Here is a 26042-nt window from a genome sequence, read left to right on the forward strand (position 1 = left end):
ATGACGGCATCAGTGGGGCCGTCCCCGAAGGTCAGATATTGGCCGAAGACACCGCGCAGGCCGGCGGCATTGGCGGCAATCTGCGCATCGTCCAGCATCGGCCGGGTGGTGTCGCGGAAGCTGGGATCGCCGATCCTGGTGGTGCCGCCGCCGATCAGGACGATGGGGCGGTTGCCGGTGCGCTGAAGCCAGCGCAGCGCCATGATCGACAGCAGATGCCCGACATGCAGGCTGGCCGCCGTGGCGTCGAAGCCGACATAGGCGGTCAGCACCCCGCCCGGCGCCGCGGCGGCGAGGCCCGACCGGTCGTCGGCCGGGTCGCTGCATTGGTGGAGGAAACCGCGCTCGCGCAGGATGCGCAGGAAGTCGGCGGCACTGGAACTGGTCGGCATCGGGACGTCTCTACGGTTGGCCGGGCCGTCCGGAGACTGTCTCTGTCGCGTGAGAGAACCATGGCCGCCGGACTTGCGACGGCATGGTTTCGGGTATGACCGATCGACGCCGCGCTATGCGAGCGGCGGATAATACATCGGGGTGGTGAGGGCGATGCGGTCGGTCATGGCGGCAGTCCTACCTGGGGATGCCGGAAAGATCCACCCCCATCAGGTCAATGCAGGCCCCCGCTCACCGCCGCCCGAGCATCTGCCGGCGGGCCAGCGCGCGGTGGAGCTGCATGCGCTGGGACACGCTGCGCAGGCGGGGGCTGCGGGCGCCGGGGGCGAACAGCCCGTCCAGATTCCGGCCGAACATTTCCCAGCTGCGCAGCGGGCCGGTGTCGATGTGCAGGAAATGCGAGCGCGGATACCAGCCGACGCCGCCGCGCTTGAGGTCCAGCGCGCTACGGTGCGCGTCGGGCAGGCGCGACGACAGGGTGACGTCCAGGGCGCGGCCGAGCAGATGCTGGCTGTGTTCCGCCACCCCCAGGCTGCGGGCGGCGAGCATGGCGTTGGTTTCCGGCGTGCGGAAGGCCGACAGGATGGTCGCCTTGGACTGACCCACCGCCTCCAGTATGTCGGCCAGGAAGTCGAGCGTGCCGACGTCGACCGGCCCTTCCTTGTTGGCGTGGTGGTCGCGCAGGAACTTGGCGAGATCGGCCATCGCGTCGGGCAGCGGGCCGGAGGCGTCGCGATAGGGGCCGTCGAAGGATTCGCCGGTGTTCTGGTTCTTCAGGCTGAGACGGCGCGGCGCAGCCGGGGCGGCCAGCGCGCGGTCGGACATCAGAACCAGCGCGCCGCACCCGATCAACAGGCTGCGGCGCTTCAAGGACAAGGGCGAGGAGGACATGCTGGCGGTCGATTCCTTCGGCGGGGCACCGTCAGGTCAACAAAATGGCGACCGATTCGCAAATGCAAAGTGGCGGCGCATGGCGCGGCTGCATGAGAAGCGGGAGAGCCGGGCTTTCACAGCAGGCGTTGCGCCTTGAAGCTGGTGTGGCGGCCGCCCTTGCCGATCACCAGATGGTCGTGGACGACGAGACCGATGGCGTTGCCGGCGCGGACGATCTCCTTGGTCATCTCGACATCGGCGCGGCTGGGGGTGGGGTCGCCGGAGGGGTGGTTGTGCACCAGGATCACGGCGGCGGCCGACAACTCCAGCGCCCGCTTCACCACCTCGCGCGGGTAGACGGGGGTGTGGTCGATGGTGCCGCGCTGCTGCACCTCGTCGGCGATCAGCTTGTTCTTGCGGTCGAGGAACAGCAGGCGGAACTGCTCCGTCGGTTCATGCGCCATGGCGGCGGCGCAATAGTCGATCAGTGCCTGCCAGGAGGCGAGCACCGGCCGGTCGATCACCCGCTGCTGCAGGGCGCGCAGGGCCGCCGCACCGACGATGCGCACGGTGGCGACGGCGTTGTCGGTGCCGAGAGACACGCCCTCCGCCTTCAGACCGCGCAGCCGTTCGGGCGGAGCGTTAACCACTCCCCACAGGTCGCCGAAGGTGCGGATCAGCAGCTTGGCCAGCGGCTTCACGTCGCGCCGCGGGCTGGCGGCGAACAGCACCATCTCCAGCAGCTCGTAATCCTCCAGCGCGTCGGCGCCGCGGTCGAGGAAGCGGCGGCGCAGCCGGTTGCGGTGGTCGAGGTAATGGGGATCGCCGTCCTCCGTCCCGTCCTCCGCCCCGCTGTCCGCGGCGGGGGATGGGGAGCCGGTGGCGGCATTGGCGGCGGCATTGGAGGCGGTATCGATCCGGGACGACAGCAGGTCCGGGAGGGGCAGGAGGCCGGCGGTCAGGCCGGCGTCGTCCATCTGCGCGCCGCCGTCCTTGCCCGCCGTTCCGCGCGCCTTCCGGCCGCGTCCCCCCGAAGCTTGTCCTGCCGTCCTGTGTCCTGCCATCGGTCATCGCCATGCATCTGTATGGAGATGACTATAGCGTCTGAACGCGCGAGCGCACAGGGGTCGCGCTCGCGCGGATGGGGAAAGCCGTGGGTCGCCCCTGGTTCAGTCGGCGAGGCCGTGCTGTTCGCTTCCCCGGCCGGGCAGCATGCGGGTCAGGACGTTGTCGCGGCGGACGAAGTGGTGCCACAGGGCCGCCGCCGCGTGCAAAGCGGCGAGCGCAAGGATCAGGTTGGCGCCAAGCTCGTGGATCTCCTTCACCGAGCGGCCCAGCGTGCGGTCGGCCTCGACGGGGGAGGGGATGGTGAACAGGCCGAAGAAGGACAGCGTGTCGCCACGCAGCCAGGTCAGCACCACGCCGACCAGCGGAATGCCCAGCATCAGGAGGTAGAGCCCGAGATGGACGGCCTGGGAAGCGCCGCGTTCGACCGGCGTCATCTCCGGCGGCAGGGCGGGCGTGCCGCGGGTGAAGCGCAGGCCGATCCGCGCCAGCACCAGCCCCAACAGCAACAGGCCGAAGGAGATGTGCAGCCACCAGATCGTGGCGCGCATCGGATGACCGCGTTCATAGAAGTCCTCGCCGAAGGTCAGCAGATAGACGCCGACGATCAGAAGGGCGATCAGCCAGTGCAGGGTTTTCTGGGTTGCGCTGTAGGTGTTGGGCATCGGACGGACTCCTGTGGAAAGGCGGCGTTGATCGCGCCTCCATTCAGGCGGTGATGTTCAGGGTGCGGCCCCGGTTGGGGTCGGCGGGCAGGCTGGGAGCGGACCCGCGCGACTCGGCGGCCTGGGCGGCGGCGCTCTCGCGGGTGTCGTTGTCCCGGTCGCCGTCGCTGTCGATCCCGGTGGGGGCCGGCGGGGTTGCCGGGCGGCTCTGCAGCGGCGACGGCATCGACGGCAGGGAGGCGGAGGACGTGGCGGACAGCATTGGCGGTCATCCTGGCAAGAGCGGTGGGGCAAGAGCGGCGTGGGGAGCCGGGGCCGATCACGCCGGCGCGGCTGGGGAGGGGCATTCCCCACCGGTCTATCCTGCCAAGCTTACATGTGGCTTACGGGGCGCCGGAGACAGCCGGGATCGGGCGCCCTGCGTCGGTTCGCCGCTGCATAGGCGGAAAGTGCAGGGTGAAGCTGGCGCCGCCGCCGGGGGTGTCCTCGACCGAGACGCTGCCGCCATGGGCCGCCATCGTGCGGGCGACGATGGACAGGCCCAATCCGGCACCTTTGGAGCCGTCGGCGCGGTCCCGGCCGCCCTGCCAGAAGCGTTCGAACACATGGGCGCGCATGTCCGGCGGAATGCCGGGGCCGCGGTCGATCACCCGCAGCACCGGCTCGCCGGCGGCCGAAACCGCCAGCTCCACGCTGACCGTGCTGCCGGCAGGGGCATGGCAGACGGCGTTTTCCACCAGATTGCGCAGGGCGCGGAACAGCGGATCATGGGCGCCGCGCACCGGCAGCGGCCGGTCGTCGCCGACCACCTCGATCAGGCGCCCCTGCCCGAGCGCCAGCGGGGCGAGGTGAGCCGAGACCTCCACCGCCAGCCGGGCGAGATCGACCGTATCGTCGGGGGCGATGCGCAAGGCGTCCAGCCGCGCCAGATCGAGCAGCTGGTCCACCAGCCGGGCCATGCCGGCGACATCCTCGCGAATCGGGGCGCCGGGGGTGCCGATCAGCGCCAGATGGGCGTCCAGCACCGCCAGCGGCGTGCGCAGCTCGTGCGCGGCGTCGGCGATGAAGCCGCGCTGCGCCTCGTATCCGGCCTCCAGCCGGTCGAGCGCCAGGTTGACCGCGCGGACCAGCGGCAGGACCTCGCGCGGCATGCCCTGTTCCGGCAGCCGTTCCGACACGCTGTCCGGCCCGATGGCGGCGGCGCGGGCCGACGCGCGGCGCAAGGGGCGCAGGCCGCGATGGATGATGACGAGGTTGACCAGGATCAGCACCAGGGCGAAGGGCAGCCAGATCCAGCCGAAATGCTCGATGAACTCCTCCAGCAGCCATTCGATGTGCAGCTCCTCCTCGCCGGAGGCCACCTGGATCCAATAGGGCTGGCCGCCGACGGTGATGCGGTGGCTGAGCCCGTAGAGCGGCGGTTCTCCATTCTGCGCCGGCACGCGGAAGACGTTCCGCGGCCGGTCCGTCGCGCTGGGGTCGAGCGGTCCATCGACGCCGTCGGAGCCGAGCAGCAGCCGGTCATTCCCATCGACCACGGCGAAGGAGGCGGCATTCACCCGCAGCATCGCGCGCACCGACTCGGGCAGGTCGGTGTTCAGCCGGCCATCCTTCTTCTGGTCGTCGGGCCCGCGAATCGCCTTCTCGATGACGCGGGCGACGCCGGACAGGGTCCGCTGGCGCATGCGGTCGTGGGTGCCCTTGAACTCGACATAGAGCAGCAGCGCCGTGGTGGCGACCGCCAGCAGCGTGACCAGCACCAGCCAGCGCGCGATGGCCGCCAGCAGGGACGGCGGGCGGTTTTCCTTCGCGCCGGCGCTCATCTCCCGTTCTCCTGGCCCCCGTCCTCCCCGCCAACCTCCGCCGGGGCTTCGGTCAGGATATAGCCGATGCCGCGCAAGGTCTGGACGCCGGCGGTCGCACCGGCGGCCTGCAGCCGCTTGCGCAGCCGGTGGATCAGCACCTCGACCGCGTTCGACCCGACCTCGTCGCCAAAGCCGTAGAGGCCGTTTTCCAGCGCCGCCTTCGACACCACCCGGCCGGCGCGCCGCAGCAGCAGCTCCAGCGCGTCAAGCTCGCGCCGGCTGAGGTCCAGCGGCCGGCCGGCGACGGTTGCCAGACGCGCGGCCGAATCGAAGGCGACGTTGCCCTGTTGCAGCACCATGCCCAGCGCCGCCCCCGGCCGGCGCAGCAGGGCGCGGATGCGGGCCACCAGCTCCTCCAGCGCGAAGGGCTTCAGCAGATAGTCGTCGGCCCCCAGGTTCAGGCCCCTGACCCGGTCGTCCACCCCATCGCGGGCGGTCAGGATCAGCACCGGGGTGGTGTCGGCCCGCGCCCGCAGCGCCGACAGCAGGGTCAGCCCGTCGGCGTCGGGCAGGCCGAGGTCGAGCAGGACCGCGTCGAAACCGGCGACCGCCAGGGCGGCCGACGCATCCTCCGCGCTGTGGACGAGGTCGACGGCGAATCCGGCCTTGCGCAGCCCCTCGGCGGTCAGGGACGCCAGCCGGCGGTTGTCTTCGATCAGCAGCAGCCGCAAGGGGAAGTTCCGGAGCCGTGGGCGGGATGCGGTCGCCGCGACTTTCCGCCTTTTGCCCGGCGACTGCAAGCGAGGCGGGATGGGGGCAGGGCGGGTTCAGATTTTGCTAGTCGAGGCTGTTATCGGCCGTCATCCCCGCGAAGGCGGGGAACCAGGCGGTTCCGTGCCTAAGATTTTGAATTGGCTGGATTCCCGCCGTCGCGGGAATGACGGCCGAGAGACGTCGGCAGGAGTCGATACAAGCTCATAAACTCTCACCTCAGCCAGGGCGCGGTGGCCCACAGGTCGCGCAGGGCGTTGGTCGATCTGGCCAGCTCGGCGGCGTACTGGTCGGGAGGCAGCAGGCGAAGCTGCTGATACAGATCCTTCATGCTGGCCTGGAAAGCCGGATCCTTGGTGGCGCCGGCCAGCGCATCGATCAGCTTCGCCCGTACGTCGGGCGGCAGGCCCCGCGGGGCGGCGATGCCGCGCAACGACGACATCAGCGTGGGGAAGCCCTGCTCCGCGAAGGTGGGAATGTCCGGCACCTGCTCCTGCCGCCGCTCGGTCATCACGCCCAGGATGCGGATGCGGTCCTTCTTCTTGTACTGCATCGCCTCGCCGACATTCACGCCGCTCAGCATGATCTTCTTGTTGGCCAGCGCCGCCTCGTTGGCGGCGGAGCCCTGGAAGGGCACATGGGTGAAGGTCACGCCGGCCTGACGCTGGAACATCAGCATCGCCAGATGGTCGTCGGAGCCGATGCCGGTGGTGCCGACCGTCACGCTGTCGGGATTGGCCCTGGCGAAGGCGGCGACGTCGGCCAGCGAGCGGAATGGGCTGTCCTGATGGACGGCGAAGGCGCCGGGATCGTCCACCAGATTGTAGAGCGGGTCGAGCCGGTCCAGCGAATAGCGGGCCTGGCGTTCGATCGGGATGGCGTTGACGTTGGGCGAGTTGATGGCGCCGATGGTGTAGCCGTCGGGAGCAGCGTCGGCGATGGCGGCGAAGCCGATCTCGCCGCCGGCGCCGGGCTTGTTCACCACCTCGATCCGGGCGCCGTTGCCCAGATGCCGTTCGAGAACGGGCACCAGCGCACGGACCAGCAGGTCGGTGCCGCCGCCCGTGCCGAATGCGACGATCATCGTGACCGGCCTCTCCGGATAGGCCGCCTGGGCATGCGTCGCCGACAGGAACAGGGCGCCGGCCACGGATGCCAGGGTCAGAGCTTTCCAGAACGTCATGGTCCCCCCCTTCGACGATGCGCCGTGCTGCGATGCGCCACGCTGGCGGGCCGGAGGCGGCTTGCCGGGCGGCAAGGAGCGGCATCCAGGCCGATTCGACACAAAACGGCAGCCATCCCGGCGGGTTCGCTGTAATCGCCCATGGCGACGGTCCGGCTGCCGCGGAATATCTGGGATTGTTCCTAATTCAGCAAGAACAATCCTTCAATGCTGAAGCATATGGCTTCGCGTCATCGCGTCAATACACCGCAGAAGCTCAGGTATGATTGATGACAGGGATGGGCTTGCCCAAATATGTACTGTAAATATGTCGCGGAAGTCAGAAGGTTTTGCTTTGCCGTTCCTGGCTATGGGAAGTCGAGAATCGTCGTCGGACAGTCGTCTTCCGCCGCCCGGTCGCCGACGACCCTTAACGCAGAGTTGCAGGTTCCCGATATGCTTTGGCGCCTTGGCGTCGGGGTTTTCCCTTTATTCGGGAGGGCAATGAAATCTTTATCGGCCCTTGATATGCGACGCATTCATCGGTACTCGCGGCTGTGGCGCCGGATGGGCCGCGGACGGCGGAACGGGCGGCGGCAGGCCGATGGAAAAGGACGGCATTCCGGGCCATTCCCGGGCGTTGACAGTTGGTGGGCACCGCACTATGGTGCGCGCCTTCAATCGAGCCGCCGAGCGTTCAGGAACAGCATCATGAAAATCGTCAACTCCCTGAAGTCGATGAAGACGCGCCATAAGGCCTGCCGCGTGATCCGCCGCAAGGGCCGCGTCTACGTCATCAACAAGCAGAACCCCCGTTTCAAGGCCCGCCAGGGCTGATCGATCCGCAAGGGTCGATCGACTGCGAGGCCGGGCATCGCGCCCAGCCTCCCCGTCATCGGGTGTTTACGCAAGAGCCGCGCCTTCGGGTGCGGCTCTTGCGTTTTGGGGCTTCGGTATCGGGGCCTCCGGAATCGGGGCCTCCGGAATCGGGAACGGCATCGTCTTGTATTAGGATCGCGGCGGATGGTACGTGTGGCGGACGAGTTCGCCGCAACGGGATAAGGACCGCCCGCCATGAAGATGCCGGTGCCGGACAGCGGGATCATCGCCCGCCGCCGGGAGATCGTGGAGGCGCTGCGCGCCATCGTTCCCGGCGAAGGCGTGATCGTCGACGAGAACGAGCTGCGCGCCTATGAATGCGACGGCCTGACCGCCTTCCGCCAGCTGCCGATGGTCGCCGTTCTGCCCAGCACGGTGGAGCAGGTGTCGCAGGTCCTGAAGGCCTGCAAGGCGATGGGGGTGAAGGTGGTGCCGCGCGGCGCCGGCACCTCGCTGTCCGGCGGCGCCCTGCCGCTGGCCGACGGCGTGCTGCTGGGCATGGGCAAGTTCAAGCGCATTCTCGACATCGACTATGCCAACCGCTGCGTCACCGTGCAGCCGGGGGTGACCAATCTCGGCATCTCCAACGCCGTGGCGCATGAGGGCTTCTATTACGCCCCCGATCCGTCCAGCCAGATCGCCTGCACCATAGGCGGCAACATCGCCGAGAATTCCGGCGGCGTGCACTGCCTGAAATACGGGCTGACCACCAACAATGTGCTGGGGCTGGAGATGGTGCTGATGGACGGCACCGTCATCCGGCTGGGCGGCAAGCATCTGGACGCCGGCGGTTATGACCTGATGGGAATCATCACCGGGTCGGAGGGGCTGCTGGGCGTGGTGACCGAGGTCACGGTGCGCATATTGAAGAAGCCGGCGACCGCCCGCGCCGTGCTGCTGGGCTTCCCGACCAGCGAGCAGGGTGGCGACTGCGTGGCGGCGATCATCGCCGCCGGCATCATCCCCGGCGGCATGGAAATGATGGACCGCCCCGCCATCCACGCGGCGGAGGCCTTCGTCCATGCCGGCTACCCGCTGGACGTCGAGGCGCTGCTGATCGTCGAGCTGGACGGACCGGCGGCGGAGGTCGACCACCTGATCGACCGGGTGGAGGCCATCGCGCGCGACAAGGGCGCCTGCTATGCCCGCGTGTCGACCAGCGAGGAAGAGCGGCTGGCCTTCTGGGCCGGGCGCAAGGCCGCCTTCCCGGCGGTGGGGCGGATCAGCCCCGACTACTACTGCATGGACGGCACCATCCCGCGCAAGGCGCTGCCGCTGGTGCTGCAACGGATGCAGGAGATGTCGGACCGCTGCGGCCTGCGGGTCGCCAACGTCTTCCATGCCGGCGACGGCAACCTGCACCCGCTGATCCTCTACGACGCCAACAAGCCGGGCGAGCTGGAGGCGGCGGAGGAGTTCGGCAACGACATCCTGCGCCTGTGCGTCGAGGTCGGCGGCGTGCTGACCGGCGAGCATGGGGTCGGCGTGGAGAAGCGCGACCTGATGACCGACCAGTTCGACGAGGCCGACCTCCAGCAGCAGCAGCGGCTGAAATGCGCCTTCGACCCCGACGGTCTGCTGAACCCCGGCAAGGTCTTCCCCACGCTGCACCGTTGCGCCGAGCTTGGCCGGCTGCATGTCCACCAGGGGGAACTGCGCTTCCCCGACATCCCGCGCTTCTGAAGGGCCGCTGTCCGTCATGACCATCACCACATTGAAGCCGGAGACCGCCGCGCAGGTGACCGACGCGGTGCGCTGGGCTCTGTCGGCCGGCGAACCGCTGGAAATCCTGGGCAGCGGCAGCCGCCGCGGGCTGGGCCGCCCGGTGCAGGCCGGCCACGTGCTCGACCTGTCGGGCCTGTCCGGTGTCATCGCCTATGAGCCGGAGGAACTGGTGCTGACCGCGCTGGCCGGCACGCCGATGGACACCATCCGCGTCCTGCTGGCCGACCGTGGGCAGCATCTGGCCTTCGAGCCTCCCGAAGGAGGAACTTTGGGCGGTCTGGTCGCCAGCGGGCTGGCCGGTCCGCGCCGCATTTCCGCCGGATCGGCCCGCGACCACACGCTGGGGATCGCCGGCGTCAGCGGCCGGGCCGAGGCCTACAAGGGCGGCGGCAAGGTGGTGAAGAACGTCACCGGCTATGATGTGCCCAAGCTGATGGCGGGCTCCTTCGGCACGCTGACCGCGCTGACCGAGATCACGGTGAAGGTGCTGCCGGCGCCGGAGGACACCGCGACTCTGCTGCTGTTCGGGCTGGACGACGCGGCGGCGGTGGCGATGCTCGACCGCGCGCTGCGCAGCCCCTACGAGGTGTCGGGCGCCGCCCATCTGCCGGCGGGGACCGCCGCGCGGTCGGGGGTGGCCGACGTGGCGGGAGCGGGCGGGGCGGTGACGCTGGTGCGTCTGGAGGGCTTCGGCCCCTCGGTCGCCGCGCGCGTCACCATGCTGCGCGAGGAGTTGCGGGCCGACGCCGTGCTGGGCCGCGACGAGTCGTTGGCGCTCTGGCGCGAGGTTCGGGATGGGGGGTGGTTGGGTGCGGGTACGGACCCCCACCCTAACCCTCCCCCGCTGGGCGGGGGAGGGGACTATCGTCGCTCTGCCGCATCAGCACCTGACTCCCTCCCCCGCCCAGCGGGGGAGGGTCGGGGTGGGGGCAACCGCAGCGACACCTCCCACCTCTGGAAACTCTCCGTCCCCCCTCCACCGGCCCCTCCACCGTCGAGACCATCCGCCGGACGCTCGACGTCGAGGTCTTCTATGACTGGGGCGGCGGGCTGGTCTGGCTGACGGCGCCGCCCGACTCGGCGGCAACCATCCGTGCGGCTCTCTCCGCCGGCGGCCACGCCACGCTGGTGCGGGCGCCGGAGGCGGTGCGCGCGGCGACGGACGTGTTCCAGCCCTTGCCCGAGCCGCTGATGGCGCTCAGCCGCCGGGTGAAGGAGAGCTTCGACCCCAAGGGCATCCTCAACCCCGGCCGCATGTATGCGGGGCTGTAACGGGAAGACCGATCTCGATGCAAACGAACTTCTCGCTGGCCCAACTGGCCGATGCCGCGATCCGCGAATCGGACCAGATCCTGCGCAAATGCGTGCATTGCGGCTTCTGCACCGCGACCTGTCCGACCTACACCATCCTTGGTGACGAACTGGACAGCCCGCGCGGCCGCATCTACCAGATCAAGGACATGCTGGAGAAGGGCGGCCCGCCGCCCGACACCACGGTCAAGCACATCGACCGCTGCCTGTCCTGCCTGTCCTGCATGACGACCTGCCCGTCGGGCGTCCATTACATGCATCTGGTCGATCATGCCCGCGCCCATATCGAGGCGACCCACAGCCGTCCGCCGGCCGACCGGGCGGTGCGCGACCTGCTGGCGCGGGTGCTGCCGAATCCTCGGCTGTTCCGGATGGCCCTGCTGGGCGCATCGCTCGGCCGGCCGTTCCGCGTCATGCTGCCCAAGCGGCTGTCGGCGATGCTGGCGCTGACCCCGGCCAGCGTCCCAGCGCCCAGCTACAGCGACCGTCCCGGCGTTCATCCGGCGGAGGGGCCGCGCAGGAAGCGCGTGGCCCTGCTGATCGGCTGCGCCCAGCAGGTGCTGGCGCCGCAGATCAACGAGGCGACCATCCGCCTGCTGACCCGCCACGGGGTGGAGGTGGTGGTGTCCAAGGGCGCCGACTGCTGCGGCGCCTTGACGCACCACATGGGCAAGGAGGACCTTGCCCACGCCGCCGCGAAGAAGACCATCGACGCCTGGACGAAGGAGATCGACGGCGAGGGGCTGGACGCCATCGTCATCAACGCATCGGGCTGCGGCACCAGCGTCAAGGATTACGGCCACATGTTCCGCGAGGACTCCGCCTATGCCGCCAAGGCGGCACGGGTGGCGTCGCTGGCGAAGGACGTGACCGAACTGATGGACGAGATCGGCTTGGCCCGGCCGGTGGTGGAGACGGGGCAGGCGGTCGCCTACCACTCCGCCTGTTCGATGCAGCATGGCCAGCGCATCAAGGAGCCGCCGCGCGCCCTGCTGCGTGCCGCCGGCTTCCTGGTGAAGGAGATTCCGGACGCCCATCTCTGCTGCGGGTCGGCCGGCACCTACAACATGCTGCAGCCGGAACTGGCGGGGGAACTGCGCGACCGCAAGGTCGCCGCCATCGAAAGCACGCAGGCCCAGGCGGTGGCGGCCGGCAATCTCGGCTGCATCACCCAGATCGCAGGCGGCACCGGACTGCCGGTGGTCCACACGGTGGAGTTGCTGGATTGGGCGACCGGCGGCCCGATGCCCGACGCGCTGGCCGGCCGCGCCGCCTTCCGCCAGGGTGGCGCGCGGGCGGCCTGAGCGGCAGGGCGGGGAGGGCGGCAAGGACCGGGGCGCACGTCAGCGTGGGCGGAGCCGGGGGTTCCGTACCCCCACAATTCTGTGTTTATCTAAGTTCATCTGTGTCAGAAAATCCGCCCGCTCCACCGCCCATCCTCCCATCCCCGCCCCGTTCAGGTCATCACCTTGTCCTTGCCACCCACGGAAAACATCAGCATGAGCGCCGCCTACGGAATCACCCAACGCCTGTCGGCTTGGGGTGTTCACATCTTCACGGCCAGCGGCGCCGTGCTGGGGCTGCTCGGTCTGCTGGCGGCGGCGGCGGGTGACGCCAAGCTGTGCCTGATGTGGCTGGGCATCGCGCTGGTCGTCGACGGCGTCGACGGCACGCTGGCCCGCCGCGTCTCGGTCAAGCAGGTGCTGCCGGGCATCGACGGGTCGGCGCTGGACCTCGTGATCGACTACCTGACCTATGTCGTCGTGCCGGCGGTGTTCATGCACCGCTTCGGCCTCCTGCCGGAGGGGCTGATCAGCATCGCGCTGGCCGCCTGGGTCCTGCTGACCGCGCTCTATTGCTTCGCCAATGTCGGGATGAAGAGCGGCGACAATTATTTCGTCGGCTTCCCGGCGATCTGGAACGTTGTGGCCCTCTATCTGTGGCTGCTCGACCTCAGCCCCTGGTTCAACGCTGCGGTGGTGGTGGCGCTGGGGCTGCTGACCTTCACCACGGTCAAGTTCCTGCATCCCTTCCGCGTCAAGGCGCTGATGCCGCTGAACATCGGCGTCACTACGGTCTGGCTGCTCTGCTGCATCGCGCTGGTGGTGCTGGAGCCGGCGCGGCCGGGCTGGCTGTTCGGCCTGTGGCTGGCGACCTCGGTCTATTACGCCGCGGTCTGCGCCTGGCGGACTCTGCGCGGTCCCTGATGAGGGCCTAAAGGGAGTCGCGGGGGAACCGGGACGGCCGGCGGACGTTGCTCATGGGCAGTCCGGCATCCGCTCCAGCGAAGGGTTCCCGCTTTGGCCGAAGGCTCCACCAAGGTCGTGCTCGCCGCGCTCGGCGGCAATCTGATGATTGCGCTGACCAAGTTCGTCGCCAGCGCGATGACCGGCAGCGCCGCCATGTTCAGCGAGGCGATCCATTCCGTCGTCGACAGCGGCAACCAGCTGTTGCTGCTCTACGGCATCCGCCGCGCCCGCCGTCCGCCGACGCCTCAGCATCCGTTCGGCCATGGGCGCGAGGTCTATTTCTGGTCCTTCGTGGTCGCCGTGCTGCTGTTCGGCATCGGCGCCGGCCTGTCCGTCTATGACGGCTGGCACGCCCTGTCCAACCCGGAGCCGGTGGAAAGCCCCTGGGTGAATTTCGCCGTGCTGGGCTTCGCCGTGCTGTTCGAAGGCTTTTCCTGGTTCGTCGCGCTGCGCGAGTTCCGCCGTACCCAGAGCGGCGTCGGCATCCTGTCGGCGCTCCACCGGTCGAAGAACCCGTCGGTCTTCGTCGTGCTGCTGGAGGACACCGCGGCGCTGATCGGCCTGCTGATCGCCGGCATCGGCCTCTATCTGGGCGAGGCGACCGGCAATCCCATCTACGACGCCTATGCCTCCATCGCCATCGGCGTCGTGCTGGCGATCGTCGCCGCGCTGCTCGCCTACGAGTCGAAGGGGCTGCTGATCGGCGAGTCGGCCGACCGCCGCATCGTCGAGGGCATCCGCCGCATCGTTGGCGAGGAGGCGCGGGTGAAGCGCCCGCTCGACGTGCTGACCATGCATATGGGTCCCGACGACGTGCTGCTGAACCTGTCGGTGGAGTTCCAGGACAGCCTGAACGCCCGCGAGGTGGAGGACGCCGTCTGCACGCTGGAAAGCCGCATCCGCAGCCAATACCCGGTCGTCCGCCGAATCTTCGTCGAGGCCGAGTCGCTGCGCGCCCGCCGGGGCCGGCAGGAAGATGGCCGGCAGGCGGATGACGGAACCGCCCCGGCGCAGGGGCTTCCCGCCGAGTGATGGCGACGGCCCACCCGATCCGCATCGGCACCGCCGGCTGGAGCATCCCGAAGCTCTCGGCCCCGGGCTTCCCGGTCGAGGGCACCCATCTGGAACGCACCGCCCGCGTCATGCCGATGACCGAGGTGAACAGCAGCTTCTATCGCCCGCACAAGCCGGAGACCTGGGCACGCTGGGCGGCCTCCACCCCGCTCGGCTTCCGCTTCGCGGTGAAGCTGCCCAAGGCGATCAGCCACGAAGCCCGGCTGGTCGGCACGGAGGCGGCGCTGGACCGCTTCCTGGCTGAGGCCGGGATGCTGGGCGACCGTTTCGGTCCGCTTCTGGTCCAACTGCCGCCCAGCCTGCGGTTCGACCGTGGGGTGGCGGAGGATTTCTTCGCCCTGCTGCGCGCCCGTTTCGACGGCGACGTGGTATGCGAGCCGCGCCACGCCTCCTGGTTCACCGACGCGGCCGAATCGCTGCTGGCCGCCCATCGCGTCGCCCGCGTCGCCGCCGATCCTGCCCCGGTGCCGGGAGCCGGCGAGCCGGGCGGCTGGGATGGGATGCGTTACTGGCGGCTGCACGGGTCGCCGGTGATCTACCGCTCCGCCTACGAGCCGGCGGTGCTTGACGCGCTGGCCGAGAAGCTGTCGGCGGAGGCTGCGCTGCGGCCGGTCTGGTGCGTCTTCGACAACACCGCCGACTTCCACGCCGTCGACGACGCGCTGGCGACGATGGCGCGGCTGGGAATGGAACCGCCCGTCGCCCAGCGCTGAGAAACGCTCGATTATCGGCGGACTCTCCTTTGGAGGGAGCCTCCAGCACGACCGAGACAGTGCATTGTTGCAAGGCTATGCTGCGGCAAAACGCCCCCGATAGAGGGGCAACGTCGTGCAGGCGGTGCGGTCATGGAGTTCGTTGTTCTACTGCTGATCTTCGGCTTCATCACCCACCGGCTGGACCGGCGGTTGAAGGCACAGGCGGCTGAAATCGCCCTCCTGCGCGGCAGGTTGGACAAGGCGCTGGCCGGCGCGCTGCCACCCTCCCCCGCCGAGGCTGTACCCGCCGACGAGGCCGTCCCCGAGGTCGAAGCACTTCCCGAGGAGGAGGTCGGCGAACCGGTCTTCGCGTCCGAAGCCGAAGAACTGCCAGCCCTTCCACCGCCACCCACCGCCCCGGCCCCGGCGCGGGCGGGTTGGCGCGAGTTGGAAGAATCGCTGGCCTCGCGCTGGCTGATCTGGCTCGGCGGCGGCACCATGGCGCTGGCGGCGGCCTTCTTCATCAAGCTGTCGGTCGATCACGGCTGGCTCGGGCCGAGCGTCCGCGTCGCGCTCGGGCTGCTCGCCGGCTTCGGGCTGATGGTGGGGGGCGAGTGGCTGCGCCGCCGGCCGATGCAGCGCGCCGTCGCCGCCCTGCAGCCGGATTACGTGCCGCCGGCCCTGACCGCCGCCGGCCTGTTCACCGCCTTCATCAGCGTCTATGGCGGATTCGCCCTGTTCGGCCTGTTCGCGCCGCTGGTCGCCTTCGCGTTGCTGGCCGCCCTGTCGCTGATCGGCATCGGGCTGTCGCTGCTGCAGGGGCCGCTCATCGGGGCGCTGGGGCTGCTGGCCGGCTATGTCTCTCCCCTGCTGGTGTCGACGGACAATCCCGACGCCTGGGGCCTGTTCGCCTATCTGCTGGCGCTGAACGGGGCGGGAATGGCGGTGGTGCTGTATCGCGGCTGGCGCTGGCTCGGCTGGGGCGCGCTGACCGGCGCGGCCCTTTGGCCGCTGCTTTGGCTGATCGACCCCTGGCGCAGCGGCGACGCGCTGCCGACCGGCATCTACCTGCTGCTGACCTCGGCGCTGTTCCTGGTGCCGGCGGTACTGGGCGTGCTGGACCAGACGCCGCCGGAGCCCGCACCCGCCACCGGCTGGCGCCGCGCGCTGCCCGACTGGATCCGGCGCAAGCAGCGCCATCCCGCCGACCGGCTGGCGATGATGGCGATGCGGGTGTTCGGCCTGCTGGTCGCTGCGGTCACCTGGATCGACGACCACGGCTCGGTGTCGCTGGTCGTGCTCGGCCTGTTCGCCCTGTTGGCGATGGTCGCCGGCCGGCGGACGGAGCGGATCGCCGGCGTCGCCTGGATCGCCGCGCTGAGCGTGCTGCTGGCGCTGGCGCCCTGGAGCCTGCCCTATGTCCCCGCCAGCCCGCCGCCGCTGAACGCGGACGGCCAGCCACTGATCGTTGCCGATCCGGCCGGCTATCCGGCGGCGGTCGCGCATTTCCTGTGGGTGGCGGGCGGATTCGCCGCCCTGTTCGGCATCGGCGGCTTCATCGCCCTGTGGGACGCGCGGCGGGCCGCCCTGTGGGCCTCCCTGTCGGCGCTGGTGCCGCTGGCCCTGCTGACTCTGGCCTATGCCCAGGTGGCACCGCCGGAAACGGCCATCGGCTGGCCGGCCGCCGCGCTTGGCCTTGCCGCTCTGCTGGTCGGCGCCACCACGCCGCTGGCCCGCCACCGCCACCGGCCGGGCGCCTCGCTGGGGCTGGCCGCCTTCGCCGCCGGGGCCACCGGCGCCATCGCGCTGGGCGCCACCATGGTCCTGCAGGAGGCGTGGCTGACGGTCGCGCTGGCGATGCAGGTGCCGGTGCTGGCATGGCTGGAGCGGCAGCTGAACCTGCGCGAGCTGCGCGGCGTCACCCTGCTGGTGGCGGTGGCGGTGCTGGTGCGGCTGGCGGTCAATCCATATGTGCTGGATTACGAAGGCTATGGCTGGATCGCCTACGGCTATGGGCTGCCGGCGCTGGGATTCCTGGCGGCGGCGCGCTGGATGCGCTCGGCGCCGGATGGCCAAGATAAGGGCGGCAGAGGCGACGATCTGGTGGTGATGGTGCTGGAGGCCGGCGCCCTGATCTTCACCACCCTGATGCTGTCGCTGGGCATTCACCGCTGGATGACCGGCAGCCTTGATGAGGCGCCGTCCACCCTGGCGGAGGTGGCGCTGCACACCCTGTCCTGGCTCAGCCTCGCCCTGCTGCTGGCGGCCGACCGGCGGTGGAGCGCGCGGCCCGTCGCGGTGTGGGGTCGGCGCCTGCTGGTGCTGCTGGCCGCCTTCAACGCCGTCTTCCTGCATCTGACCGCGCTGAACCCGCTGTGGAACGACGAATGGGTCGGCACCTGGCCGGTGGTCAACCGGCTGCTGCTGGCCTATGGCGCGCCGGCCCTGCTGGGGCTGGTCTATCTGTGGTACGACCCGCCGCGGTCGCGGTCCTTGCGCAGCGCCGCTCCGGTTCTGCCGCTGCTGCTGATCGCCACCAATCTGGCGCTGGAGATCCGCCGCGCCTTCCAGGGTCCGGTCCTGTCCGGCTACGAGATGTCGGACGCCGAATGGTACAGCTATTCCGCCGGCTTCCTGCTGTTCGCGGTGGCGATGCTGGTGGTGGGCATCCGCTTCGGCTGGGGCTGGATGCGCCATGCCGGGCTTGTCCTCGTGCTGGCGGTGGTCGCCAAGGTGTTCCTCAGCGACATGTCCGACCTGGAGGGGATGTACCGCGTCGCCTCCTTCCTCGGCCTCGGCCTCTGTCTCGTCGGCACCGGCTGGCTCTATCAGCGGCTGCTGCGCCCGCCGCCCGCCGGTGCGCCTTCAGAGCCGCCGCTCCCAGCCACAGATGATCTGTTGGACCAACGGACGCATTGACAGGCCGGGCGCGGGACGCTCCCATACGGGCAAGGATGGGCCGGGGACAAACCCGGCCCGTGCAACCGGAGGAGCAGTGCTCATGGCAAGCGACACGCACGGCAACGCCTATCCCATCCTGCCTGACGGCGAGGAGGGCTTCACCGTCGAGGCGGCGCGGATGAAGTTCGGCCCCGGCATGCTGGCCGAACTGGGCGGTGACGCGGTCTCGCTGGGCATGACGCGGGTGGCGCTGTTCACCGACCCGCGGGTTGCCGCAACCGCGCCCTTCGCCATGGCGCTCGACTCGCTGAAACGGGCGGGCATGGATCCCGTGGTCTATGACCGCTGCCGGGTGGAGCCGACCAGCGCGTCCTTCCTCGACGCCGCCGATTTCGCGCGGGACGGCGGCTTCGACGGCTATGTCTCGATCGGCGGCGGGTCGGTGATCGACACCGCCAAGGCGGCCAACCTCTACGCCACATATCCCGCCGACTTCCTTGCTTACGTCAACAAGCCGCTGGGGGAGGGCATCCCGGTCCCCGGCCCGGTCAAGCCGCACATCGCCTGTCCGACCACCTGCGGCACCGGCAGCGAGACCACCGGCGTGGCGATCTTCGACCATGTGGAAAAGCAGGTGAAGACCGGCATCTCGTCGCGCTACCTGCGGCCGAGCCTTGCCGTCGTCGATCCACGCACCATCGACAGCCTGCCGCCCGGCGCCATCGCCGCCACCGGCTTCGACGTGCTGACCCACGCCATCGAGAGCCACACCGCGCGCCCCTTCCGCTCCCGCCCGAAACCTGAATCGCCGACCGCCCGTCCGCCCTACCAGGGCGCCAACCCGTGGTCGGACATCGGCAGCCTGCAGGCGATCCGGCTGGGCGGGCAATGGCTGGAACGGGCGGTCAACGACCCCGACTGCGCCGAGGCCCGCGACGCCCTGATGTTCGCGGCGACGCTGGCCGGTCTGGCCTTCGGCAACGCCGGGGTGCACATCCCGCACGCCATGTCCTATTCGGTGGCCGGGATGAACCACAGCTTCACCGCCACCGGCTACGAGACGGTGGAGCCGATGGTTCCGCACGGCATCTCGGTGGTGCTGAACGCCCCCGCCGCCTTCCGCTTCACCGGCCCCGCCGCCCCGGAAGCGCACCTGCGCGCCGCCGAGGCGCTGGGGGCGGATGTGCACGGGGCCTCGCCGGAGGATGGCGGCGAGTTGCTGGCGACGCGGCTGATTTCGATGATGCGAGCGACCGGCCTGCCGAACGGGCTGTCGGCGCTGGGCTATGGCGAGGCCGACATCCCGGGACTGGTCAAGGGAGCCGCCGCCCAGCAACGCCTGCTGACCATCGCCCCGCGCCCGGTGTCGGAGGACGACCTTCGCGGGCTGTACGCGGATGCGATGCGTTACTGGTGAGGGGATGGGGCCGCGCTGCCTTCGAGCTTGGCGAGGGTGGCGCGGGCGGCGGCGAGGTTGTTGGTTGCGACGGTGATGTAATAGGGGGTTCTTAGATTCCCGAAGATCTTAAGAGCCGCTTCGTGAGAGGCGACGGCCTGTTTTGCATTGTCTATGTCGCAGGTCAGTTCTGCAAGCGCCTGCAAGGCACTGCCCAAGTTGGTCTGAGTCGATGCCCAATCAAGTGGAACGCGCTCGCTGGTTCGTTCGAGTAAAGCGTTTTCGTAGGCTCCGACAGCCTGCCGCAATCGAGCGCTATCTTTCTCGCGCTCCCCAATTATTGAGAGTGCATTGCCGAGATTGTTCTGTGTCATTGCCCATTCGAGCGGAATACGCTCCCGAGTATATTCAAGTAAGGCGCTTTTGTAGGCATCCATAGCCTGCTGCAGCAGGATGCTATCGTTGATGTGTTCCCCGAGCGTATGCAGGGCAACTCCGAAATTGTTCTGCGTGCTGGCCCATAGGAGGGGGGTGCGATCACGGGTGAGTTCGAGCAATGCGTTTTTGTAGGCTTCCACAGCCTGCCCTAGCAACACGCGGTCATCCTCGCGCTCGCCAAGGATTGAGAGTGCGTTGCCAAGATTGCTCTGTATTCCGGCCCATTGAAGGGGGGTGCGGTCGCGGGTGAGTTCGAGTAAAGCGCTATTCCGGGCGTCGATACCCTGTCGCAGTTGAGAACTGTCACCCTCGTACTCACCGAGCGTCTGGAGCGCATTTCCAAGATTGTTCTGAACGCGTGCCCACAGATCGGGTTGATCGCTTCGTAGCGGCATGGCTTCGCGATATCGAACAATTGCAGTGCGCAGAGCCTCGTTGTCACCCCGCTCCTCACCCTGCTGCCGAAGGGCGTCAGCGGAAGAGGTGAGATAGTCGCATCGTTTTTTCGTGTCCCCGATGGGCAGGAGATTGGCGGCGGCGAGGAAATGGTCGGCGGCGGCGCGGTGGTCGAAACGCAGGGTGCTCAGCCGCGCGCGTTCGGCGCGGGTGGCGGCCTGGCGGCGGGCGAGATCGTCGGCGTTGGCCTGCGCCTTGGCGCGGGCGGCGGCCTGGGCGTTTTCCAGCCCGACCAGCAGGCGTTCGGTGTGATCGTAATCGCCCTTTTCAATGGCGGCGCGGACCTCTCCCAATGTTGGGCGGTCATCCGGGCCGGCGGCCTGCTCCAGCGCGGTAAGACGCTCCACCATCTCGCGGTATTGCAAGGCGATGGAGGTCAGCTTGGCGGTGAGATGTTCGGGTGGGACCTGTTCGTGCCGCAGGACGGTGAAGAAGGAGGCCAGCGCCTCCCGACTGATCGTGCCGAAATGGTCGGCGGTGGCGATGGCCTTCGCTTCGGAGCTTTGGGACAGATCCCGCACGCCCGCGAAAATGGCGGCGATCTGTTCCGGCGTCGCGCCGTGGTTCGTCGTGATCGTGTTGCCGGTCATCGATCCACCCGCACCGACGCCGCCAGTGCTGGCGCTGACGTAGGTGCCGCCGGTCTGGTACGGTGCGGGCGCTGTGGATTTGCGCCGCCAAAGCCAGCCACCCGCACCGCCCGCGAGCGTCAGAACGGCCAGCACTGCGGACACCGCTCCCGCATTCTGTTCGGCATTGAGCCATGCCCAGATCGTTTCAGCGAATGTGGAAAGCGTTTCGGTCATGGTAACGCGCAGTCTTGGGAAGAATTGCGCGCATCGTGTCACGTGGGTGGAGTATCCCGCAAGCGAGGCGTGTTGCGTGCGGGCCGGTGCGCCGACCATGGCCCTCTCCCGCCCCGGGAGAGGGAGGGGACCCACGAAGTGGGGAGGGTGAGGGGGAGGCCAAGAATCCCGAACCGCATGGCTTCGTGCCTAACCCCTCACCCTTCCCACCGCTTTGCGGCGGGCCCCTTCCCTCTCCCGGGGCGGGAGAGGGGACGTCGCGCTGGCTTCGGGCAGGTGCCATCTTGACAAGGGGCGCCGCCCAGCCGGATTTTCGGCGGTCGGTTGCCTAAGACATCCGCTGGACATAGGATTAACGTCCTGCGTTTCTGCGGAGTCCCCATGTCCCTCGTTGCCCGGTTTCCCACCCCGTTCACCGCTCCCCGCCGCCATCACGTGGGCGGCGTGGAACAACTGAACAGGGCCCGGAAAACCGTTTCACGGTGTTTCAAACGTTCCATCCACCCCCGCGAAACAGGGGCGCCAACGTCAGAACTGCTCCTCGCTCAGCGCCATCACCGTGTTGCGGGCGCTGGCGATGGTCGGCAGCAGGGCGGGGGCGGTGGCCAGCACCTGCTCGGCGTAGAAGCGCGCGACGATCAGCTTGGTTTCCAGGAAGGACGCGTTGGCGCCCGGCTGGCGCATCCCCTCCATCGCCTTCATCGCCGAGCGGGCGAGCATCCAGCCGCCGGCCACCGTGCCCCACAGCTTCAGATACGCCACCGCGCCGGCCGCCGCCCCCTGCAGGTCGCCCTCCGCCTGGGTCGCGACCATCCAGTCGATGGCCTTGTCCAGCGCGTCCAGCCCGGCCGACAGCTCGGTGCGGATCACCGCGAGGTCGTCGCCGGGGGCGGCCCCCAGCTCCTCCACCGTCGCCCGCATGTCGGCGACGAAGGCTCTCGCTGCCGCGCCCTTGTCGCGGCCGGTCTTGCGGAAGGTCAGGTCGTTGCCGTGGATGCCGTTGGTGCCCTCATAGATCGGGGTGATGCGGGCGTCGCGGTAATGCTGGGCGGCGCCGGTCTCCTCGATGAAGCCCATGCCGCCATGGATCTGCACGCCGGTGGAGGCCACCTCGCAGCCAATGTCGGTCGACCACGCCTTGACGATCGGGGTCAGCACGTCGACCCGCGCGGATGCTGCGGCGCGCACCGCCGGATCCTCGTGGTGGCGGGAGATGTCCAACTGCGTGCCGGCATAGAGCGCCAGGGCACGGGCGGCCTCGGTCTTGGCGCGCATGTCCAGCAGCATGCGGCGCACGTCCGGATGCTTGATGATGGCGACGCCGGAGCCCTTGGGATCGGCCAGATCCTTGCTCTGCACGCGGCTCTTCGCGTAGTCGCGGGCCTGCTGATAGGCGCGCTCGGCAATCGCGACACCCTGGATGCCGACGCCGAGACGGGCGTTGTTCATCATCGTGAACATGTATTCGATGCCGCGGTTCTCCTCGCCGACGAGGTAGCCGATGGCGCCCTCGTCGTCGCCATAGGCCATCACCGCGGTCGGGCTGGCCATGATGCCCAGCTTGTGCTCCAGGCTGGCGCAGCGCAGGTCGTTGCGCTCGCCGGGTGTGCCGTCGGGCTTGGGCAGGAACTTTGGCACGATGAACAGGCTGATGCCCTTGATGCCGGCCGGGGCGTCGGGCAGGCGGGCCAGCACCAGATGGACGATGTTCTCCGTCAGGTCATGCTCGCCATAGGTGATGAAGATCTTCTGGCCGGTGATGCGATAGCTGCCGTCGCCGGCCCGTACCGCCTTGGTCCGCACCGCGGCAAGGTCGCTGCCCGCCTGCGGTTCGGTCAGGTTCATCGTCCCGGTCCATTCGCCGGAGATCATCTTCGACAGATAGACCGCCTTCTGCTCGACGCTCGCATGCTCGGTCAGCAGATCCACCGCACCCTGGGTCAGCAGCGGGCACAGGCCGAAGGACAGGTTGGCGGCCTGCCACATCTCGTTGACCGCGAAGGCGACGGTCCAGGGCAGGCCCTGCCCGCCATACTCCGGCTCGAAGGGCAGGCTGTTCCAGCCGGCTTCGGTGAACTGGCCATAGGCCTCCTTCCAGCCGGTGGCGGTGCGGACGACGCCGTTCTCCAGCTTCGCCCCTTCCTTGTCGCCCACCCGGTTCAGCGGGGCGAGCACGCCGGAGGCGAATTTGCCGGCCTCCTCCAGGATGGCGTCGACCAGATCGGGGGCGGCGCTGTCGCAATCGGGCAGGGCGGCGATGGCGTCGAGGCCCACCACCTCGTTCAGGACGAAGCGCAGATCGTCGACCGGAGCGGTGTAGGTCATGGCGGGGCGAGTCTCCCAGAGCGGATTTGTAGGGGAAGGATTGTTTGGTTTACCTATACGTTAACATACAGCATCGGATGGCGCTTGGCGAGAGGGCGGGATGCCGCGTCATGACAAGGCTAGGCCCGCTCCGCGGCGTCATCAAGCCTCCGTCCGCTTGGCATGGCGTCTGCATGGGAGTGACCGCCTCCCATCGGGGCCATCACACGGGGATCGACCCATGACCTACGCTTCCGCTCTCGGCAACCTCAGCAACGCAGCCACCCAGGCCGCCGCCCAGGCCGCAGGGGCCACCCGTGGCCCGGCCAATGTGGAGGCCGCCGTGCGCAATGCCAGCGCGAAGACGGGGGTCGATTTTTCCTACCTCATGGAAAAAGCTGCCGTGGAGAGCGGCTATCGCACGGACATAAAGTCCTCCTCCTCCTCGGCGACGGGGCTCTACCAGTTCATCGACAGCACCTGGCTGCAGACGATGAAGGATCACGGCGCCGACCATGGCTATGGCAAATACGCCAACGCCATCCAGACCCGCGGCGACGGCCGGCCCTATGTCGCCGATCCGGCGATGAAGAAGGAGATCCTGGAACTGCGCAAGGACCCGACCGCGTCGGCCCTGATGGCCGCGGAATACACCCGCGACAACAAGGAGTATCTGGAGGAGACGGTGGACGGCAAGATCGGCTCGACCGAGCTGTATCTGGCGCATTTCCTGGGGGCGGGCGGCGCGTCGAAGTTCCTGAACGCGATGCAGGAGAACCCCGGCCGCACCGCCCGCGACGTCTTCCCCGACGCGGCGGCGGCCAACAAGAACGTCTTCTACGACAAGGCCACCGGCAAGGCGAAGTCGCTGAAGGAGATCTACGACCGCTTCGCCACCAAATTCTCGGAGAACCCGCTGGCCAACTTCGCCCCGGCCCAGGTGGTCAACGACGCGGTGCGCAAGCAGGACATGCCGGACGGCTTCACCACCCAGGTGCCGATGGCCCCGGCCAAGTCGCTGAACGGCACGCCGCTGTCGATCTATCAGGTGCTGGCGCTGAACGCCCTGGAGACTCCGGACGAGGTCGACAGCGTCAGCGGCCGCCCGGCCCGCCTGCGCGACAAGGACCACCGCCGCATGCGTGACGAGCCGGTACGCACCGACCAGACGGCGGGCACCGGCGTCGCCATGGGCTTCGGGCTCGGGCTTGGTCGCATCGTCGGGTCCGAATCGGCGACGCCGGTCGCCTCGGCCACCGCGGGTGCCGCCGGGACCGACGGGGTCGCCAAGGCGGCGTAAAGCTGTCGACAGGGCAGGGTGGGGTCAAAATGCCCTACTCTGGCGCTTTGACTTGATGGCCGGATGGGTGCAAGGTCGCGCCGTTTTTTGGCGCTCACCCCTCAGGACCGATCATGAGCAACCAGCAGCCCGCCGTCACTTTCGAGGAAATCCGCGCGCTCGTGCGCAACCTGCCCGGCCCCGACCTGGAGGCCGGCACTGCGGCCCTCCAGCGCGAACGGCAGCTGACCAAGCCTGCGGGCTCCCTCGGCCGGCTGGAGGAGATCGCGCAGTGGATGGCGACGTGGCAGGGCCAGCACCCGGCCGAGGCGCGCCGTCCCCGTGTCGCCGTCTTCGCCGGCAACCACGGCGTGGCCGCCCGCGGCGTTTCGGCCTTCCCGGCCGATGTGACGGTGCAGATGGTCGCCAACTTCCAGAATGGCGGCGCCGCGGTCAACCAGCTCTGCGAAGTGGCCGACGCCGACCTCCGCGTTTACGAACTGGACCTGGACAACCCGACCGCCGACTTCACCCAGGGCCCGGCCATGGGTGAGGAGGAGTGCTGCCGCACCATGGCCTACGGCATGATGGCGGTGGAGATGGGCGTCCAGCTGCTGTCGCTGGGCGAGATGGGCATCGCCAACTCGACCTCGGCAGCGGCGCTCTGCCTCGCCCTGTTCGGCGGCGAGGCGGCCGACTGGACCGGCCGCGGCACCGGCATCGACGACGAGGGCCTCGCCCGCAAGATCGCCGCGGTGGAGGCCGGTGTCGCCGCCAACCCGCAGGCGAAGGACGACCCGTTCGAGGCGTTGCGCTGCCTGGGCGGCTACGAGTTCGCCGCAATCGCCGGCGCCATCCTGGCCGCCCGCGTCGCCCGCGTTCCGGTTCTGCTCGACGGCTTCGCCTGCACCGCCGCCGCCGCCGTGCTCTACAAGGCCGACCGCCGCGCGCTCGACCACTGCATGGTCGCCCACCGCTCGGTCGAGCCGGGCCACACCCGGCTGATGCAGGCCATCGGCAAGGAGCCGCTGCTCGATCTCGGCATGCGGCTGGGCGAGGGCTCCGGCGCGGCGCTGGCGATCAACATCGTGAAGTCCGCCGTCGCCTGCCACGCCGGCATGGCGACCTTCGCCGAGGCGGGTGTCAGCACGCAGGGGTGATTGGCGCGTGGGATTTTGTGGGGGCGGTCCTCGCCCTCACAGCATCCCGATTACAGCATCCCATCCGCCAGATCGCTGATCGCCGCCGACAGGAACAGGTCCAGCATCACCAGCGCGGCGGCGGCCAGACCCGACAGCGACAGGGCGGTGCGCAGGACAAACCACTGGTAGGTCAGCATCGCCATCATCACGCCGAAGACCAGCGCTTCGGACACTCCCGACGGCAGCAGGCCGGTGGCGGACAGCACGATGGTCGGCAGGTAGATCATCATCTGTACCACCGCCGACCAGTTGTAGGCGGTCAAAGCACCCGGATAGAGCTGCTCCTTGCCCATCAGCGACGCGATGCGGAACAGGGCCAGCGGGAAGGCGGTCCAGCTGACGACGTAGGCGATACCCTCCACCGTCACCAGCTGCAGGATCGGCGTGCCGCCCAGCTGGTCCCACAGCCGGATCGCCAGCAGCAGCGCATAGGCCGGCAGCACCACCAGAGCGGCATAAAAGGAATTCAGCGCGCCGTCCGGTGTGCGGTCGAAGAACTCCATCCCCGTCCGGTCGAAACGGGCCAGCCGCCACGCGCCGGTCAGGGAGGACAGGATGGCGGGGGTGGTCAGCGGCATCGTGATGTCCCGGTC

23 protein-coding genes (1 of these 23 running past the window's edge) are annotated in these 26042 nt (G+C 69.0%); 12 read left to right on the top strand and 11 right to left on the bottom strand.

Translation table 11 applies throughout. The features are described 5' to 3' along the window. From tyrS to ACCD06_RS05810, 8 genes are all read right to left on the bottom strand, one after another. A protein-coding gene (gene tyrS / locus ACCD06_RS05775) for a tyrosine--tRNA ligase (RefSeq protein WP_413339434.1) crosses the window boundary here: on the bottom strand, nt 1-392 show its 5' portion. It extends 856 nt beyond the left edge of the window; only the first 392 of its 1248 coding nucleotides appear in the window; its start codon is at nt 390-392; its stop codon lies beyond the left edge, outside the window. A gap of 232 nt (nt 393-624) precedes the next feature. Next, entirely contained in the window at nt 625-1284 is a 660-nt protein-coding gene (locus tag ACCD06_RS05780) for a YcbK family protein (protein WP_109075262.1), read from the bottom strand. 116 nt (nt 1285-1400) lie between these two features. Beyond that, nucleotides 1401-2243 carry a RadC family protein gene (gene radC / locus ACCD06_RS05785; protein WP_413339436.1) on the bottom strand — a complete coding sequence of 281 codons (843 nt, stop codon included), beginning with the start codon at nt 2241-2243 and terminating at the stop codon, nt 1401-1403. Nucleotides 2244-2435: 192 nt separating this feature from the next. Continuing rightward, nucleotides 2436-2996, bottom strand: coding sequence for a cytochrome b (locus ACCD06_RS05790; RefSeq protein ID WP_109075272.1), 561 nt, complete (start codon nt 2994-2996; stop codon nt 2436-2438). Between the two features lie 43 nt (nt 2997-3039). After that, complete coding sequence (locus ACCD06_RS05795) at nt 3040-3258, bottom strand: hypothetical protein (RefSeq protein WP_136705111.1); 219 nt, start codon at nt 3256-3258, stop codon at nt 3040-3042. A gap of 121 nt (nt 3259-3379) precedes the next feature. After that, complete coding sequence (locus ACCD06_RS05800; RefSeq protein ID WP_413339439.1) at nt 3380-4819, bottom strand: ATP-binding protein; 1440 nt, start codon at nt 4817-4819, stop codon at nt 3380-3382. After that, nucleotides 4816-5532 (bottom strand): response regulator transcription factor, encoded by a 717-nt coding sequence (locus ACCD06_RS05805; protein WP_413339441.1) that lies wholly within the window; start codon nt 5530-5532, stop codon nt 4816-4818. The genes ACCD06_RS05800 and ACCD06_RS05805 overlap by 4 nt, the downstream gene beginning before the upstream one ends. A 254-nt stretch (nt 5533-5786) precedes the next feature. Beyond that, entirely contained in the window at nt 5787-6755 is a 969-nt protein-coding gene (locus tag ACCD06_RS05810) for a tripartite tricarboxylate transporter substrate binding protein (protein ID WP_413339443.1), read from the bottom strand. Between the two features lie 690 nt (nt 6756-7445). Between ACCD06_RS05810 and ykgO the strand changes: the two genes are divergently transcribed. The 10 genes from ykgO (at nt 7446) to ACCD06_RS05860 (ending at nt 18985) form a co-directional block, all read left to right on the top strand. Beyond that, nucleotides 7446-7571 (top strand): type B 50S ribosomal protein L36, encoded by a 126-nt coding sequence (gene ykgO, locus ACCD06_RS05815; RefSeq protein WP_012973122.1) that lies wholly within the window; start codon nt 7446-7448, stop codon nt 7569-7571. 237 nt (nt 7572-7808) lie between these two features. Beyond that, a complete protein-coding gene (locus ACCD06_RS05820) occupies nt 7809-9296 on the top strand; it encodes an FAD-linked oxidase C-terminal domain-containing protein (protein ID WP_109075277.1) in 1488 nt (495 codons plus the stop codon). A 16-nt stretch (nt 9297-9312) separates the two neighbouring features. Further along, on the top strand, nt 9313-10401 hold the full coding sequence (locus ACCD06_RS05825; protein ID WP_413339447.1) for an FAD-binding protein: 1089 nt from the start codon (nt 9313-9315) through the stop codon (nt 10399-10401). Between the two features lie 83 nt (nt 10402-10484). Beyond that, the gene (locus ACCD06_RS05830; protein WP_413339449.1) at nt 10485-10610 is read left to right on the top strand and encodes an FAD-linked oxidase C-terminal domain-containing protein; all 126 of its coding nucleotides are present in this window, start codon (nt 10485-10487) and stop codon (nt 10608-10610) included. Nucleotides 10611-10627: 17 nt separating this feature from the next. After that, nucleotides 10628-11953: a glycolate oxidase subunit GlcF gene (glcF, locus tag ACCD06_RS05835; protein WP_413339451.1), complete on the top strand. Its 1326-nt coding sequence runs from the start codon at nt 10628-10630 to the stop codon at nt 11951-11953. A gap of 195 nt (nt 11954-12148) precedes the next feature. After that, nucleotides 12149-12856, top strand: coding sequence for a phosphatidylcholine synthase (gene pcsA, locus ACCD06_RS05840; RefSeq protein WP_109075280.1), 708 nt, complete (start codon nt 12149-12151; stop codon nt 12854-12856). A gap of 93 nt (nt 12857-12949) precedes the next feature. Further along, the gene (locus ACCD06_RS05845) at nt 12950-13930 is read left to right on the top strand and encodes a cation diffusion facilitator family transporter (RefSeq protein ID WP_413339453.1); all 981 of its coding nucleotides are present in this window, start codon (nt 12950-12952) and stop codon (nt 13928-13930) included. Then, nucleotides 13930-14685, top strand: a complete 756-nt coding sequence (locus ACCD06_RS05850) for a DUF72 domain-containing protein (RefSeq protein ID WP_413339455.1) — start codon at nt 13930-13932, stop codon at nt 14683-14685. The genes ACCD06_RS05845 and ACCD06_RS05850 overlap by 1 nt, the downstream gene beginning before the upstream one ends. A gap of 132 nt (nt 14686-14817) precedes the next feature. After that, complete coding sequence (locus ACCD06_RS05855; RefSeq protein WP_413339457.1) at nt 14818-17586, top strand: DUF2339 domain-containing protein; 2769 nt, start codon at nt 14818-14820, stop codon at nt 17584-17586. An 82-nt stretch (nt 17587-17668) separates the two neighbouring features. Continuing rightward, the gene (locus ACCD06_RS05860; protein WP_413339459.1) at nt 17669-18985 is read left to right on the top strand and encodes a hydroxyacid-oxoacid transhydrogenase; all 1317 of its coding nucleotides are present in this window, start codon (nt 17669-17671) and stop codon (nt 18983-18985) included. Here the strand turns inward: ACCD06_RS05860 and ACCD06_RS05865 are convergent. After that, nucleotides 18976-20763 carry a tetratricopeptide repeat protein gene (locus ACCD06_RS05865; protein ID WP_413339461.1) on the bottom strand — a complete coding sequence of 596 codons (1788 nt, stop codon included), beginning with the start codon at nt 20761-20763 and terminating at the stop codon, nt 18976-18978. The two genes, ACCD06_RS05860 and ACCD06_RS05865, sit on opposite strands and share 10 nt — an antisense overlap. 429 nt (nt 20764-21192) lie before the next feature. Continuing rightward, nucleotides 21193-22989: an acyl-CoA dehydrogenase gene (locus ACCD06_RS05870; protein WP_413339463.1), complete on the bottom strand. Its 1797-nt coding sequence runs from the start codon at nt 22987-22989 to the stop codon at nt 21193-21195. A gap of 220 nt (nt 22990-23209) precedes the next feature. Between ACCD06_RS05870 and ACCD06_RS05875 the strand changes: the two genes are divergently transcribed. Together ACCD06_RS05875 and cobT are read left to right on the top strand one after the other, a co-directional pair. Continuing rightward, entirely contained in the window at nt 23210-24268 is a 1059-nt protein-coding gene (locus ACCD06_RS05875) for a hypothetical protein (protein ID WP_413339465.1), read from the top strand. Between the two features lie 113 nt (nt 24269-24381). Continuing rightward, nucleotides 24382-25407 carry a nicotinate-nucleotide--dimethylbenzimidazole phosphoribosyltransferase gene (gene cobT / locus ACCD06_RS05880; RefSeq protein WP_413339467.1) on the top strand — a complete coding sequence of 342 codons (1026 nt, stop codon included), beginning with the start codon at nt 24382-24384 and terminating at the stop codon, nt 25405-25407. Between the two features lie 50 nt (nt 25408-25457). Here the strand turns inward: cobT and ACCD06_RS05885 are convergent, their stop codons facing one another. Beyond that, on the bottom strand, nt 25458-26027 hold the full coding sequence (locus tag ACCD06_RS05885; RefSeq protein ID WP_413339469.1) for a hypothetical protein: 570 nt from the start codon (nt 26025-26027) through the stop codon (nt 25458-25460). Between the last annotated feature and the right edge of the window lie 15 nt (nt 26028-26042).

Source organism: Azospirillum sp. CT11-132 (genome assembly GCF_047302835.1).
Lineage (GTDB): Bacteria > Pseudomonadota > Alphaproteobacteria > Azospirillales > Azospirillaceae > Azospirillum.